General features: G+C 62.1%; 14 protein-coding genes and 1 pseudogene. 5 read left to right on the top strand and 10 right to left on the bottom strand.

Annotated elements, in window-relative coordinates; translation table 11 throughout:
• The 4 genes and pseudogenes from V7S54_RS33015 to V7S54_RS33000 form a co-directional block, all read left to right on the top strand.
• Positions 1-93 (top strand): annotated as a pseudogene (locus V7S54_RS33015) (hydrolase); the annotation flags it as partial.
• A gap of 197 nt (positions 94-290) precedes the next feature.
• A complete protein-coding gene (locus V7S54_RS33010) occupies positions 291-965 on the top strand; it encodes a YoaK family protein (RefSeq protein WP_336409987.1) in 675 nt (224 codons plus the stop codon).
• 56 nt (positions 966-1,021) lie between these two features.
• On the top strand, positions 1,022-2,188 hold the full coding sequence (locus V7S54_RS33005) for a low temperature requirement protein A (protein ID WP_336409986.1): 1,167 nt from the start codon (positions 1,022-1,024) through the stop codon (positions 2,186-2,188).
• A 49-nt stretch (positions 2,189-2,237) separates the two neighbouring features.
• Positions 2,238-3,491, top strand: coding sequence for a patatin-like phospholipase family protein (locus V7S54_RS33000; protein WP_336409985.1), 1,254 nt, complete (start codon positions 2,238-2,240; stop codon positions 3,489-3,491).
• 66 nt (positions 3,492-3,557) lie between these two features.
• Here the strand turns inward: V7S54_RS33000 and V7S54_RS32995 are convergent, their stop codons facing one another.
• From V7S54_RS32995 to V7S54_RS32950, 10 genes are all read right to left on the bottom strand, one after another.
• Positions 3,558-5,843, bottom strand: coding sequence for an NADP-dependent malic enzyme (locus V7S54_RS32995; RefSeq protein WP_336409984.1), 2,286 nt, complete (start codon positions 5,841-5,843; stop codon positions 3,558-3,560).
• A gap of 118 nt (positions 5,844-5,961) precedes the next feature.
• A complete protein-coding gene (locus V7S54_RS32990; RefSeq protein WP_065377498.1) occupies positions 5,962-6,633 on the bottom strand; it encodes a 3-oxoacid CoA-transferase subunit B in 672 nt (223 codons plus the stop codon).
• A 12-nt stretch (positions 6,634-6,645) separates the two neighbouring features.
• Positions 6,646-7,341, bottom strand: a complete 696-nt coding sequence (locus V7S54_RS32985) for a CoA transferase subunit A (protein WP_336409983.1) — start codon at positions 7,339-7,341, stop codon at positions 6,646-6,648.
• Positions 7,342-7,388: 47 nt separating this feature from the next.
• Positions 7,389-7,916, bottom strand: a complete 528-nt coding sequence (locus V7S54_RS32980) for a gamma carbonic anhydrase family protein (RefSeq protein WP_065377496.1) — start codon at positions 7,914-7,916, stop codon at positions 7,389-7,391.
• Positions 7,917-7,981: 65 nt separating this feature from the next.
• Positions 7,982-9,331: a dicarboxylate/amino acid:cation symporter gene (locus V7S54_RS32975; RefSeq protein ID WP_336409982.1), complete on the bottom strand. Its 1,350-nt coding sequence runs from the start codon at positions 9,329-9,331 to the stop codon at positions 7,982-7,984.
• Positions 9,332-9,424: 93 nt separating this feature from the next.
• Positions 9,425-9,769: a cupin domain-containing protein gene (locus V7S54_RS32970; RefSeq protein WP_336409981.1), complete on the bottom strand. Its 345-nt coding sequence runs from the start codon at positions 9,767-9,769 to the stop codon at positions 9,425-9,427.
• A gap of 4 nt (positions 9,770-9,773) precedes the next feature.
• Positions 9,774-10,796 (bottom strand): quinone oxidoreductase family protein, encoded by a 1,023-nt coding sequence (locus tag V7S54_RS32965; RefSeq protein WP_336557623.1) that lies wholly within the window; start codon positions 10,794-10,796, stop codon positions 9,774-9,776.
• A 15-nt stretch (positions 10,797-10,811) separates the two neighbouring features.
• Positions 10,812-11,708, bottom strand: coding sequence for a 3-keto-5-aminohexanoate cleavage protein (locus V7S54_RS32960; protein ID WP_065377493.1), 897 nt, complete (start codon positions 11,706-11,708; stop codon positions 10,812-10,814).
• 83 nt (positions 11,709-11,791) lie between these two features.
• Positions 11,792-12,577, bottom strand: a complete 786-nt coding sequence (locus V7S54_RS32955; protein ID WP_336409979.1) for an SDR family NAD(P)-dependent oxidoreductase — start codon at positions 12,575-12,577, stop codon at positions 11,792-11,794.
• Positions 12,578-12,605: 28 nt separating this feature from the next.
• Positions 12,606-13,529 carry a dioxygenase family protein gene (locus tag V7S54_RS32950; RefSeq protein ID WP_065377492.1) on the bottom strand — a complete coding sequence of 308 codons (924 nt, stop codon included), beginning with the start codon at positions 13,527-13,529 and terminating at the stop codon, positions 12,606-12,608.
• A gap of 392 nt (positions 13,530-13,921) precedes the next feature.
• On the opposite strand from V7S54_RS32950, the gene V7S54_RS32945 reads away from it, so the two are divergent.
• Positions 13,922-14,548, top strand: coding sequence for a hydrolase (locus V7S54_RS32945; RefSeq protein WP_065377491.1), 627 nt, complete (start codon positions 13,922-13,924; stop codon positions 14,546-14,548).
• Positions 14,549-14,783 lie beyond the last annotated feature (235 nt).

Raw genomic sequence — 14,783 nt, 5'->3', positions numbered from 1 at the left:
GGCATGGGCATCGATTACGCCGTCACCATGGTTCACAAGGGTGACGAACGCGTCCGCCACGGCAAGACGATCGGCCCGAACCCGGCGAAGTGAGCATCACTCGGTCCCCTGGGTTGTCGCGCAGACGGACCAGGGACCCGCATTGTCCTGTCAAGACTCGTTTTCATGGGCGCACCGCGGGATCAGAGCTCGCTTCACGCCATGCCAGGTGACACCAGCGTCGACGGTTTCGTTATCGCTGCAATCGAGAATGTCGCCATGGCTAAAGCAATAGGGGGTAGCGGCATACGATGCTGAACATACTTCGCGGGAAAAGCAATTCACTGGCACTGGCGTTCATTTCCGGGTTCGCTGACGCACTCTTCTTCATTCACTTGGGCGGCCTTTTCGTGGGGCTGGTTACGGGCAATGTCGTGCTCCTCGGACTGGGACTGGTCGGTCACGAAAAAGGCGGCTTGCGCGATCTACAGATCATGACCTTCCCGCTCTTCATGGTGGGCGCGGGCCTGGCCGCCATCCTCGTCGCCTGGATCAAGCCTCTCGAGCGCGCGACATTCTGGACGCTCATCATCGCCGCGGCCGCGTTTGCAACGGCCGCCCTTCTTGCGATCTTCGATGCCGGGCCAGTATCCGCATGCGCCCTTCTCGCCGTCGTCGCGATGGGGATGCTGACGGCGATCGAGCGTCTCGATCCAAGGCTCGGCCCACCGTTTTCGCTGATGACGGGCAACATCGCCGGCCTCGCAGTCGCTGCTGCCCGTCGCCTCATCGGCTATGCCGAGAAGCCGGAAGAGTGGGGGCAGTCGCTGACGTCGATCATTCTGGTGTTCGGCTTTGTGATGGGGTGTGCTAGCGGCGCGTTTGCGCAAGTCACGGTGGGCGTTGCGGGAATGCTCTTCCCGGCTCTCTTGTTGCTCCTGGTCGGCCTTTTCTATTCACCGCAAGACACGAAGAAGCCGGGCTGAACGATGGCCGCCGTCGTTTTGCCGCCTCCAAGCGTGATCTCGAAGGGAGGCCAGCCTTGTCCGCGATAGCCGCTTTCAGCCTGCCCCCGCGCGATCGCGACGAGGTCAACCGCAGCGCGACCTCACTCGAACTGATGTTCGATCTTGCCACCGTCGTGGCGGTGGGCGCCGCCGCCCATGGATTGGCACAGGACATCGAAGCCGGCGAACTCGCGCCCGGCGTCGTCCGCTTCGCCTGCAGCTTTTTCATGGCCTGGCTGGCCTGGGCGAACTACACATGGTTCGCCTCGGGCTATGACAACAAGTCGGCCGCCTTCCGTGTGGTGACGATGGTCATCATGTTCGGATCGCTTACCCTTGCCGGAGGGATCCGAAGCGGCCTCGGCGATGAACCGCATTGGCTCGTCCTCATCGGTTTCAGCATCATGCGACTGGGCATGATCGCCCTGTGGCTCGGCGCGGCGAACGGGGATCGGCATGCCCGCCCGGCGGCTCTGCGCTACGCGGCCGGGATCGGCGGCATGCAGGTCTACTGGAACACCCTGATCATCACAGTTTCCCCTGAAGCGCCGCTCTACCTTCCGCTCTTTGCGCTCGGCGCGGCCGGCGAGCTGGCGGTCCCGCTGCTGGCCGAGCGCGGGACCGCCAGCAACTGGCATCACGGTCACATCATCGATCGCTACAACTCGTTCAATATCATCGTCCTTGGCGAATGTTTTGCCGCCATCGCTTTGATTATCTCGGATCCCGCGACGCCGGAACTAAGGCATTTCTGGTGGGCGGCCCTGTGCTCCATCATCGCGTTTTCGATGTGGGGACTGTACTTTGACCGCAACGAACAGCTGCTCAGCCGCAAACCTGGCACCGTTCTGACCTGGGCCTACGGACATTGTCTGCTTTTCGCCGCGGGAGCGGCGACGGCCGCCGGCTTTACGGTGTTTCTTAGCGTCGCCCGCGACGGGACCGTTTCGCAACAGCTTGCCGCTCTCGCCTTTTGCATACCGATCGCGATGTACCTGATCGCCCTCTGGCTGGTTCGCGACCGGGCGTCCAAACATGGCTCGGTGCACTGGCTTCTGTTGATCATGGCGGCGCTCGTGCTCGCAAGCAGCACGTTCGCCTCCCACGCTCTGGAATTGATCGCAATGTTGCTGGCGATCACCGTAACGATACGCCGCCGACTGTATCCGGCAAGCCCGCGTGCGGGCGGCGAACGCGACTGAAATCGGTCGCAAGCGAGGGGTGGAGAAAAAGGTGGGGGATCAAAGGGCGATGTCGTTGTCAGCGACCATTTTTGCGCGCATTCAGGGATTTCGATCCTCAATCATGCCGCTCCTTTTTGCATCCGGTCTACTGACGGCATGTGTCGCCGGGCCTGAGCGTATCTCGGTTCCGGCAGAACAGGCTTCGGCTGTGCAAATCGAACAGGTGGACCTTGCCCGCTTCTGGGGAGACGAGGTCACGCCCACTCTACGTTCGCTCATTGCGCAACAGTACACGCAGACACACGATGCGGCTCGCTCAGGACGCCGCCCGTCCACTGCCGTCAATCATGTCGACTTTCTCGCCATTTCGGGCGGAGGCGCCGACGGCGCGTTTGCCGCCGGATACCTGACGGGCTGGAGCGAGAGGGGCAATCGACCGCAATTCGAGGTCGTGACTGGCGTCAGCACAGGCGCTTTGGCGGCTCCCTTTGCCTTCCTTGGGCCGTCCCACGACCGGGAATTGCGCGAAGTTTTCACGCAGTATGGTGACCGCGATATCTATAGAAATCTCGGCCTGTTCGGCGTGATGGGCCGTGGTCTCTACGATAATGGGCCGTTGCGGCAATTGATCGGTCGCTATCTCACCGAAGAAATGGTCGCAGAAATTGCGGCGCAGTACCGCATCGGCCGGCGTTTGCTTGTCCAAACCACCAACATTGATGCCCAGCGTCCTGTTGTCTGGGATCTGTCCGCGATCGCGGCCAGCGCGCGCACCGATCGTCGAGAACACATGATCGACATCCTGTTGGCGTCTGCGGCCATACCTGCGGTGTTCCCACCAGTTCGGATCGATGTAAGACTGGACGGTCAGGCCAGGCAGGAATTGCATGTCGACGGCGGGACAGTGGCGCAGATCTTCTTCGCCCCTCCCAACATTGAGCTCTCCGGATATGAGAGGCGCTACTTTGGTCATGCCCGCTCGCGAACACTCTATCTCATCCGCAACGGGCGATTGACGCCCGAGTACGCCACGACGGAAGAAACAGCGCTCGGTATCGCCCGCCGTTCGATCGAAACGTTGATCAAGTATCAGGCGATTTCCGATCTGATGCGCCTGCAGATTCAGACGACGGCCGCCCGCGGTCAGCTTTATTACGCATCGATCCCGGATCAGTTCACACTGAGCCCGAAATCAGAATTTGATCGAAGCTACATGCAACAGCTCTTTGCCGCCGGTCACGAAGAGGGCCGACTTGGGCAATGGCGCAAGCGGCCCCCGCTTACGCCGGTGCAAGCGGCCGAGCAGCGCAATCCTGGCTGACGTTCGTCAAAGCCTGCAGCCTGGCTCGCGGGCTGCGGCGACCTGGCTGCAGCCGCCGACATCTGCTCAGCTGCCGTCGGTTCCAAAGGCGGCGATCGCCGCCAAATTGACGATGTCGGAATCGCGCGCATTGAGCGGTACGATCTGCACCGATCTATCGAGGCCAACGAGAAGCGGACCCACGACGGTCGACCCGCCGAGTTCCTGCAAGATCTTTGTCGAAATCGAAGCTGAATGCAGGGCCGGCATGACCAGGACGTTGGCCGGACCTGACAATCGGCAGAACGGATACTGCTGTTGCATCAGGTGATGATCGAGCGCAACGTCGGCTGCCATTTCGCCATCATACTCGAAATCCACCTTGCGAATGTCGAGGATCCGCACGGCCTCTTGCACGCGCTCGGAACGCTCGCTTTGCGGCTGGCCGAAGGTCGCGTTGGCGAGCATCGCGACACGCGGTTCGTAACCCATGCGCCGCGCGAAACCAGCAGCTCCCTCCGCAATATCTGCCAACTGCTCGGCATTGGGCAAGTCATGGATGGAGGTGTCCGCCACGATAACGCTGCGCCCGCGGCTGAGCGCGATCGAGACGCCGATAACGCGTTGACCCGGGCGCGGATCGATCACCCGCCCGACATCCTCCAAAGCGGATGAGTAGTGGCGCGTCAGGCCGGTGACCATCGCGTCGGCGTCGCCAAGCGCCAGCATGCTGGCCGCAAAGTGGTTGCGATCATTGTTGATGAGGCGCTGGCAATCGCGAAGCAGGAAGCCTTTGCGCTGTAGCCGCGCGTAGAGATGCTGGGCATAGCTACCGCTCCGAGGCGAGAGCCTCGCATTGGTGATCTCGATGGCGCTGCTGGCAATATCCAGACCGGCGCTGTTTGCTGTTTCACGGATGCGATCCTCACGGCCCACGAGGATCGCCGTTCCGAGCTCCTGATTAACGAATGCGATTGCCGCGCGGACGACCCGCTCCTCCTCGCCTTCCGCAAAGACGACACGCTTCGGCTGAAGGCGCACGCGGTCGTAGATGCGCTGGAGGGTCGAAGCGATCGGATCGCGGCGGGCGGACAACTCCTGAGCATATTTTTGCAGGTCATCGATGTTGCGACGTGCGACGCCGGTCTCCATCGCAGCCTTCGCGACGGCGAGCGGAATTTCTGAAATGAGGCGCGGGTCGAACGGTACCGGAATGATGTAATTGGGGCCGAACTTCGGCCGGTTGCCCTGGTAGGCGGCAGCGACTTCGTCGGGCACGTCCTTGCGGGCAAGTTCGGCCAGCGCCTGCGCGGCCGCCACTTTCATGGCCTCATTGATTGTCGTCGCCCTGACATCCAGCGCACCGCGGAAGATATAGGGAAAGCCCAAGACATTGTTGACCTGGTTCGGATAGTCCGAGCGGCCCGTGGCCATGATGGCATCGTCGCGGATTTCTGCGACTTCCTCCGGCGCGATCTCGGGATCCGGGTTTGCCATGGCGAAGATGATCGGGTTTTTCGCCATCGACAGCACCATGGCCGGCGTCAGCGCTCCCTTGGCAGAAAGACCGAAGAATACGTCGGCGCCGTCGATCGCTTCGGCCAGCGTGCGCAGCTTCGTATTCACCGCATGGGCGGATTTCCACTGGTTCATGCCTTCGGCGCGACCTTCATAAACGACGCCTTTGGTATCGCACAGAATGACGTTTTCCGACGGAAAGCCGAGGGACTTGATGAGTTCGACGCAGGCGATCGCCGCCGAACCTGCCCCATTGCAGACAAGACGCGTAGTCTTCATGTCGCGTCCGGTGATGTGTAGCGCGTTGATCAGCCCTGCGGTCGCGATGATGGCGGTGCCATGCTGATCGTCATGGAAGACCGGGATATCCATTATCTCGCGCAGGCGCTGCTCGATGATGAAACAGTCCGGCGCCTTGATGTCCTCGAGATTGATGCCGCCGAAGGAAGGACCGAGGAAGCGCACACAATTGATGAATTGCTCAGGGTCCGACGTATCGACCTCGAGGTCAATCGAGTCGATGTCCGCGAACCGCTTGAACAGGACCGATTTACCCTCCATCACAGGCTTTGATGCGAGCGCCCCGAGATTTCCGAGGCCGAGAATGGCGGTGCCGTTCGAGATCACCGCCACCATGTTGCCGCGCGTCGTGTAGTCGAAGGCACGTGATGGGTCTTCTGCTATCGCCTTGACGGGCTCGGCGACACCGGGCGAATAGGCCAATGAAAGGTCCCGCTGCGTCGCCATCGGTTTGGTCGGCGTGATCTCGAGCTTGCCGGGGCGCCCCATGGCATGAAACTCAAGCGCCTCGGCGGCGGTCACCGAGGCTGCGGAGTGGATTCTTTTCGACGACATCAGTTCGTTTCCTTCGCCACTATGAGCAGGATCGGCAGCGCGTGCCGCCAGCGAGATGCTTGAAGTTGGCAAACCGCGGCAGCAGTCGCGGTTGCACACCGGCTCGTTCAAGCGCGGGTCAGGCGCTCACGGCGAGCCGCGATGAAACGACGATCTCAGTGCCGGTGGCGGCTCTGATGTCTTCGATCGTCACGGCATCGGCAAGTTGGAGAACCTCGAATGCAGCGGCATCGCGCAGTGGCTTGAAGACGCCGAGGTCTGTAATGACCAGACCGACGACGCCCTTGCCCGTCAGTGGCAGCGAACAATGCGGAACCAGCTTTGGTTGAATGGCGCCCGTCTTATCCTTCGCGACATGTTCCATGACCACCACGACGCGCTTGACGCCGGCCACCAGGTCCATCGCCCCACCCATGCCCTTGACCATCTTGCCGGGGATCATCCAGTTGGCGAGATCGCCATTGGCCGCCACCTCCATGGCGCCGAGGATCGAGATGTCGATATGACCGCCGCGGATCATGGCGAAGCTGTCGGCAGACGAGAAAAAGCTGGTCGTCGGCAGCGCGGTGATGGTCTGCTTGCCGGCGTTGATCAGATCGCCATCCTCGTCGCCTTCGAATGGGAACGGCCCCATCCCGAGCATTCCGTTTTCGGATTGCAGTTGCACGCTGATGCCGGGGGCAATGTGATTGGCGACCAGCGTGGGGATGCCGATGCCGAGATTGACGTAGAAACCGTCCTGCAATTCCTTTGCGGCGCGTGCCGCCATCTGATCGCGAGTCCATGCCATCAGTCAGTCCTCCTAAGCCGCGGCCCGCGGTCTTGTCGTGCGTTGTTCGATGCGCTTTTCCGGATTGGCGACATGCACGACGCGGTCGACATAGATGCCGGGGGTATGGATCCCGTCGGGATTGAGGTCGCCAGCCGCCACAAGTTGCTCGACCTCAGCGACGGTGAAGTCCGCTGCTGTCGCCATCATCGGGTTGAAGTTGCGGGCGGTGTAGCGAAAAATCAGATTTCCTTCGGTATCGCCCTTCCAGGCATGCACGATGGCAAGATCCCCGCGCAGGCCCCTTTCCATTACATAGGTCTCGCCGTCAAAGTCGCGGGTCTCCTTGCCGTCTGCGACGATCGTGCCGACCCCGGTGCGCGTGTAAAAGGCCGGGATGCCGGCCCCGCCGGCGCGGATGCGCTCCGCCAGCGTTCCCTGCGGCGTGAACTCGAGCTCGAGTTCGCCCGACAGATACTGCTGCGCAAAGGTCTTGTTCTCGCCGACATAGGACGAGACCATCTTGCGGATCTGGCGCGTTTCGAGCAGGACGCCGAGGCCGATCCCGTCGACGCCGGCATTGTTGGAAATCACCGTCAGGCCAGTGACTCCGGCCTCGCGGATCGCCAGGATCAGCGCCTCGGGGATGCCGCTCAGACCGAAGCCGCCCGAGAGGATCGTCATGCCGTTCTTGAGGCGACCGGCCAGGGCCTCGGTCGCGCTGCTCATTACCTTCTTCACGGGGCGTGCTCCCTTGTCGATGTGCGGCGCTGCCGCTAACCCTTTGAGACGAGATGATCGCGATAGTGGATCGCGTTGCGGACGTAGCGTTCGGCGGATGCCTTGAGGCGTTGGGACACCTCGGCCGAAAGCGTCTTCGCAAGCTTTGCCGGCGAGCCGAGAATCAAGGAGCCGGGCGGGAACGACTTGCCTTCCGTGACCAAGGCTCCCGCTCCGACGAGCGAGCCTTCCCCGATCTCCACCCCGTTCATGACAATCGCGCCCATGCCGACGAGCGAGCCGTTGCCGACGGTGCAGCCATGCAGAATGGCGCGATGGCCGATGGTGCAGTCCTCGCCGATCACCAGCGGAAAACCCGGGTCGGTATGGAGGATCGCACCGTCCTGCACATTGCTGCGGGCGCCGACGTCGATCCGTTCGTTATCGCCGCGAAGGACCGCGCCAAACCAGACGCTGGCCTCCTTTGCGATACGGATCTTGCCGATGATCTGAGCATCCGGCGCGATCCACCCCAAATCTTCATCCAGCGACGGCTTGCAGTTTTCGAGGTCGTAGAGGCTCATTTCACACTCCGATGGTCACTATGATCCGGTGCCACGGGGCCGCGTTCACCGCGGCCCCGCAGCCATCAGATTTTCGCGGCAAGTTCCGGCGTCGCAGTGACATCCAGGTCGTCGACGGCCTCGGTATCGGCGAGCGGGCTGCCGGCAAGCGCCGCCTGGAGACGGGCCTCGTCGAGTTCGCCCTCCCACTTCGCCATGACGATCGCCGCAACGCCGTTGCCGATCATGTTGACGAGGGCGCGCGCCTCGCTCATGAAGCGATCGATGCCGAGGATGAGTGCCATGCCGGCCACCGGGATTGCCGGCACCACCGAAAGCGTGCCGACAAGGGCGATGAAAGACGCGCCGGTGACGCCCGATGCACCCTTGGAGGTGAGCATGGCGACCCCGAAGATTGCCATCTGCTGACTGAGCGAAAGGTCCGTATTGGTCGCCTGAGCGACAAACAGGGCTGCGAGCGTCATGTAGATGGACGACCCGTCGGTGTTGAATACGTAACCGGTCGGCACGACCAGACCGACGACGGGTTTGGCCACACCGGCATTCGTCAACTTTTCCATGAGGCTCGGCAGCGCTGAGTCGGACGACGAGGTGCCGAGCACGATCAGGATCTCTTCCTTGATATAGGCCAGGAACTTGATGATGCTGAACCCGGTCCACCAGGCGATCAGACCGAGGACGCCAAGCACGAAGATGATGCTGGTGAGATAGAAAGTGCCAATCAGGAAGGCGAGCGGTCCGAGCGACGACACGCCGTATTTGCCGATGGTGAAGGCCATCGCGCCGAATGCGCCGATGGGGGCGAGGCGCATGATCGCATTGATGGCACCGAACACGAGATGCGAACCGGCCTCGATGACATCGCGGATCGGCTTGGCGCGATCGCCGAGATGCGACAGGACATAGCCGAACAGAACCGAGATCAGTACGACGGGCAGGATATCGCCCTGCGCGAAAGCGTCGACCACGGTCTTCGGCACGATGTTCATGAGGAATTCGGTGACGGATTGCTCCGCCGCCTTGCCGGCATAGACATTGACGGCGTCGGCATCGAGGGTGGCGGGGTCGGCGTTGAAGCCGGCGCCGGGCGTGAGCACGTTACCGATCACCATGCCGATGGCGAGCGCCAGAGTCGAGACGACCTCGAAATAGAGAAGGGCCTTGCCGCCCACGCGGCCGACCTTCTTCAGGTCGTTCATGCCGGCAATGCCCGAGACCACGGTACAGAAGATGACGAGCGCGATCACCATCTTGATCAATTTGATGAAGGTGTCCCCGAGGGGCTTCATCTCGATGGCCGTTTCGGGCCAGAAGTGACCGAAGACGATCGCGATCGCGATGCCGATCAAAACCTGTATGTAGAGTATCTGATACCAAGGCTTGCGCGGCTTTGGCGTGGCGGAAGCATGCGTCATGAAAGGTCCTCCCTTCGGAACGAGCAGGATTGCCGCGACGGGCAACCCGTCACGTGAACTGGCATCGAAATTTTGAGATAGCGGCCGCTTGCCTTACGGCGGCTGGGTCGTCGGCATCACCAAGAGGATCGTTGCCGGCCGGTCCGTCGCATTATAGAGCTTCCGGCCTTCCGCCGGTGCAATGCGGCAGGAATCCCATGGCTCCAAAACGACCTCCTCGTTGCCGTTCGAAACCGTGACCTTGCCGTCGAGAACGACGTAGAGTTTTTCGACGGGCGAACTGCTAAGGGTCGTGCCGCCGCCGGGCTCCAACGTCGACACTCCGAGCCAGGCCGTATCGGACGGCCCGGCCTCGAGACCCTGCAGGCGAACCATCCTCATCTTGTCGTGGCCCGGCGCCTGGTAGGGCGGAGCGTCCGTGAACTTGACGACGTGCACGGCCTCACGCTCCCGGAACGAGCACGATGCGGTCGCGCGAGGACGCCATGACGGCCTGATAGGCCTCATGGGCGTTTTCGAACGAATAGATCGCGGTTTCTACGATGGGAAACGGCTTGAGCTTGCCGGCGGCAAAGCCCGGCGCCATTTGTTTGAGGATCGCGCCCGTCTCGACCGAGTTCAGCGAAATCGTGTCGATGCCGACATAGGTGTGCTGCCCCTTGTAGAAGGCAAGCAGGTCAAAGTTGACGAAACGGTCGATCGCCGAAATGAAGATCGCCCGGCCCCGCACGGCAAGCGACTTCTGGCCGATCTCGTAGAACGGGTCGCCGACCGTGTTGTAGACGATATCGGCGCCCTTTCCGTCGGTCAGTTCGCGAACTCGCGCCGGCACATCCGTCTTGTCGGCGGCAATGACCTCGATCGGCGCATTGGCGTGCCCCTGATAGGCCTCGTCCCGGCGCACGACGCCGATGACGCGCGCGCCTCGCCAGGTTGCGATCTGGGCCGCCGCCTGCCCCACCTTGCCGTTGAGGCCGAGGATGAGCACGGTCTCGCCGGCTGCGGGCAATCCGGCCCGTTGCAGACCCTGCCAGGCCGTGACGAAGGGCACGCCGATCCCTGCGGCCGCCTTGATGTCGATGCCGTCGGGAACCTCGACGACGGCGTCGGCCTCGACGATCATGTGGCTCGCCTGCGAACCGTTCTGCCGGATGCCGAGGTCACCGGACGAACCGAAGACACGCTTTCCGATTAGGTCCTGCGGGCCTGCCACCACCTGGCCCGCGAAATCGCGGCCAGGCGTTCGCGGAAACACCGCATAGGGCATCAGGCCCGTTGCTGCCTTGGCATCGGAGGGATTGACGGCCGCCGCATGGATTTCGACGAGCACCTCGCCTGGCCGAAGAGGCCGAAGCGGATGCGTCTCGATAGGGAGCTCGATCGCGTCGTAGCTCGGCGCCTTGGCATGGAGACGCAGGCCCCGCACCGTCGTTGCCGTTTTAATGTTCAAATCTTCGTTGTTCATCATCAAGGCCTCCTGTCACGCAGCTTCGCGCAAGCCGAGAATGCGGCGCGCTTCGGATGGATTGGCGATCTGGGCCCCCAGATCTTCGGCGATGCGGCGCGCTTTCTCGACGAGGGCCGCATTGGAGGGCGCAAGCACGCCGCGTTCGATATAGACGGCGTCTTCAAGCCCGACCCGGACATGGCCGCCGGCCAGATAGGACTGGGCGACCATCTGGAAGGCCGAGCGGCCGATGCCGATGGCGGTGAAGGCGGCGTCGGCCGGCAGCAGCCCGCGGGCATAGAGGACGGTCTCCGGGGACGGCTGGAAGCCGTACTTCACGCCCATCACGAAGGAAGTCAGGAGCGGTCCCTTGAACGTGCCGTCGGCGATCAGGTCATGAAGCAGGGCGATATCGCCGGAATCGAACAACTCGATCTCTGGCTTGACGCCGGCGTCAGCGATCACCTTCGCCATGCGGCGGATATTGGCCGGCGTGTTGATGACCACCTGTCCGCCCGAATTCATAGTGTTGAGATCGAGCGTGCAGATATCGGGTTTCAGCGCGACGATATGCTCGACGCGGCGCTCCGGCACCATCAGCGTCGTGCCCTCGCCCGCGATCTTCGGATCATGCTCTGACGGTACGAAGCGGCCGCCCGGCCCCGTTGTCAGGTTGATGATCAGCTCGGAATTCTTCGCACGGATGCGATCGAGCACCTCGCGGTAAAGATCGAGTTCCATCGACGGCCGCCCGGTCTTGGGATCGCGGACATGGATATGGGCGATCGCCGCCCCGGCATCTGCCGCTTCCAGCGCGGAATCGGCAATCTGTTTTGGCGTGATCGGCAAATGCGGCGTCTGCTCCGGCTGGGTAATATTGCCGGTGATCGCGCAGGTGATGAACACTTTCGGCAGCGGTGCGCGTGTCATGGTTTCCTCCCGTTTACCTGGCTAGAGCATCCCGCTCTCAAGTGAAATCACTCGAGGCGGAAAGATGCTCTAGAATCAAAGTGCTAGAGCGCCCGGCCGCCGTCGACCTGGATGATGTGCCCGGTCGAGTAGCGGAGCATGGTGGCGCAGGCGGTGATCGCCGCGGCGATGTCTTCGGCGGTGCCGATGCGCTTCAGCGGCGTCGAGGCCTTGACCTTGTCGTTGAAGTCGGCCCCGCGGCCCGGAACAAATTCGGTATCGACGACGCCCGGCGAGACCGCCAGCACCCGGATTTCCGGCGCAAGCGCCCGCGCCAAAGCCTTGGTCATGACGTCTATGCCGGCCTTCGCCGCACAATAAGCAATGGACGAACCGACAGCGGTGAAGGAGGCGATCGAGGAGATCGACACGACCAATCCGTCGCCAGATGCCTTCAGCAGCGGCGCAAAGGTACGGATGGTCGCGAACTGGCCGCGCCAGTTGACTTGCAACATGAGGTCGATGAGTTCGTCGGTGAGCCCATCGAGGTCGGCATGCGGGACGGGCTTGGTGAAACCGGCGGCATTGACCAGGATGTCGAGGCGGCCGTGTTTCTGATCAAGCGTCGTGCGAAGCGCGACGAGTGAAGCCGTGTCGACGACATTCGCCACATAGGCGGCGTGAGGCGCGCCGAGTTCCTTGATCAACGCTTCGACCGCCAGCGTATCACGCTCCGTGTCCATATGCGTGACGACGATCGTCGCTCCTGCCGCTGCGAGCATGCGGCTGGTTGCGGCGCCGATGGCACCGGCGCCACCGACGACGAGCGCAACCTTGCCTTCGAGCGAACGGGGATAGGTTTCGCGTTTCAGCTGTTCTGTGTTCGACATGAGATACATCCGTTTTTTAATGTTGGGGTCAGCGGATCGGCGGAGCCGGAAGCTTGGCTTCGCCGCGTTCCATCACGAATTCATAGGCAAGCCGGTACCAGGGGCCGGTCACATCGGCAGCCGGCGGCGCGCCGGCGCCTTGCGTGAAATCGCCGATCAGGTGGCGGGTGACGCCGAACACCACATCGCTTTCCAGATGCTCGTCGTCATCGACGAATATCTGGGTGATGAGGGTTTTGTAGCCCGGCTTGAAGCAGAGGAAATGCAGGTGCGCCGGGCGGTAGGGATGGCGGAGTTGCGCGCGCAGCAACTCGCCCACCGGCCCGTCGGTCGGCACCGGATAGCCCGCGGGCTTCACCGAGCGGAAAGAAATGCGGCCCTGCGCATCGGTCCGGAATTTGCCGCGCAGGTTCATGTTTGCCTGGTCCGGGTCCTGGTTCTCGTAAAGGCCGGCCGGGGACGCCTGCCAGACGTCGATCTCGACGCCTTCTATCGGCTTGCCGTCGGGATCGGTGATGCGGCACTCAGCGAAGAGGGCCGGGCCGGGCGTCTGCGAGCGGATGATCGAACCACCGTTTTCGGTCGACGGCGAATGCATCCGCCAGAAGGGTCCGAGCAAGGCCGCGGCGGTTTCCGTTGCGCCGTTCTGGCCGTTGTTCAGCAGACAGACCAGGGTGGAAAAGCCGAGCGCATCGGAGAACAGCACGCCCTCATTGTGAGCGTCGTTGGTCGCCTGCCCTATCCGGTTGAGGAAATCGATCCCCTGCTCGAATTCATCCTCGCTGAGGCGAACTTCGCGGGCGAAGGCATGCAGATGCTTGACGAGCGATTCCATGATTTCCCTGAGGCGGACGTTGGTCGCTCGCGACATCGCGTCGAGCACCACTCCCGTCACCTCCACCTGATTTTCGATAACGTGGGTGGGCCTAGCCTTCGTCTCTGCTGCGTCCATGGGATCTCTCCATTGTGCAATCGATTGCACGTCTTTTAACGCAATCGATTGCACAATGTCAAGAGCATGAAGGAGTGCTTTTTTATCGGGGACTCAAACAGAGTTTCGCATCCCGTGAAGACCCGGATTCGCATGCATGCGGCGCATGCCAGGGCTATGGCGGGGACAGCGCTAGCCACATCCCCGCGCACGGTTCGGGTTCGATCTTGTCAACGAAGCGGGAAGCGGGGGGCTCCTGATCGCGCGTATGTGCGCCGGTCGCCGTCGACGTACGCGGTCACAGCCGACCAAAATCCAAGTGCTTTCGGCAAAATGCCGCCTTTGCGTTCAAGCCGGCGGCAAGCCGGACCGCTATCTTTTCCAGCTGTGAGCTATTCCCTGGAGTAAAAGAAATGACGCCCCTTCCGCTTCTGACACCCGACGAGCCATTGCTCCTGATCGTCGACCAGCAGGCTGGACTCGCCTTCGGCGTGGGATCCGGCGATCGCCAGTTGCTGGTCGGAAACACAGTGGCTCTTGCCAAAACTGCGCGCGTCTTCAACCTGCCGATCGTCGTGTCGACCTCCGCATCCAAGGTCTATAGCGGCCCCCTGATGCCGATGATCAGGAGCGTCATCCCGGACGTTCCGGTGATCGAGCGGCGCAACATGAATGCCTGGGAGGACGACGGCGTTCGTGACGCCGTCGCCAGAACGGGCCGCCGCAAGCTCGTCGTCTCCGGTCTCTTGACCGAAGCATGCGTCTCCTTCCCTGTTCTTTCCGCGCTTGCTGATGGTTATGAGGTCTTCGTCGTAGCCGACACATGCGGCGGCATCACCGCGGAGAGCCACGCCCTTGCCCTGCGAAGAATGGAGAAGGCAGGCGCGACGATGACATCCTGGCTGCAGCTTCTGCTCGAGCTCCAGCGGGACTGGACACGGAAGGAGACCTACGATGGTGCCCGGGCGATCGTGGAGGCACATGCTGGCGGATACGGCATCGGACTTGCCTATGCGCGCGACATGATTCACCCGGTTTGATCAGATGGAACGTTGCGCGGATGCCTCCCTGGATTTGCCCCGGCCCCAAGAGGCCAGGGCCAACGAGCAACCGCGATCCGCACAGGCCCGGCATCCGCGAGATCGATGGCGGAGTTTCAACAACTCAACCTTTATTTCATTTTCCGCAATTCAATCGAAATTATTATTGCAATTCAGCAGCGAAATCCGGTCGGCTACACCTGTTCTCACCAAACCAGTTCACCACATACCGGCC

Source organism: Ensifer sp. CCNWLY38, assembly GCF_037120565.1.
Classification (GTDB): domain Bacteria; phylum Pseudomonadota; class Alphaproteobacteria; order Rhizobiales; family Rhizobiaceae; genus Ensifer; species Ensifer adhaerens_H.
The sequence above is the reverse complement of the archived record's forward strand: the minus strand, read 5'-3'. Positions and strand labels throughout refer to the sequence as shown.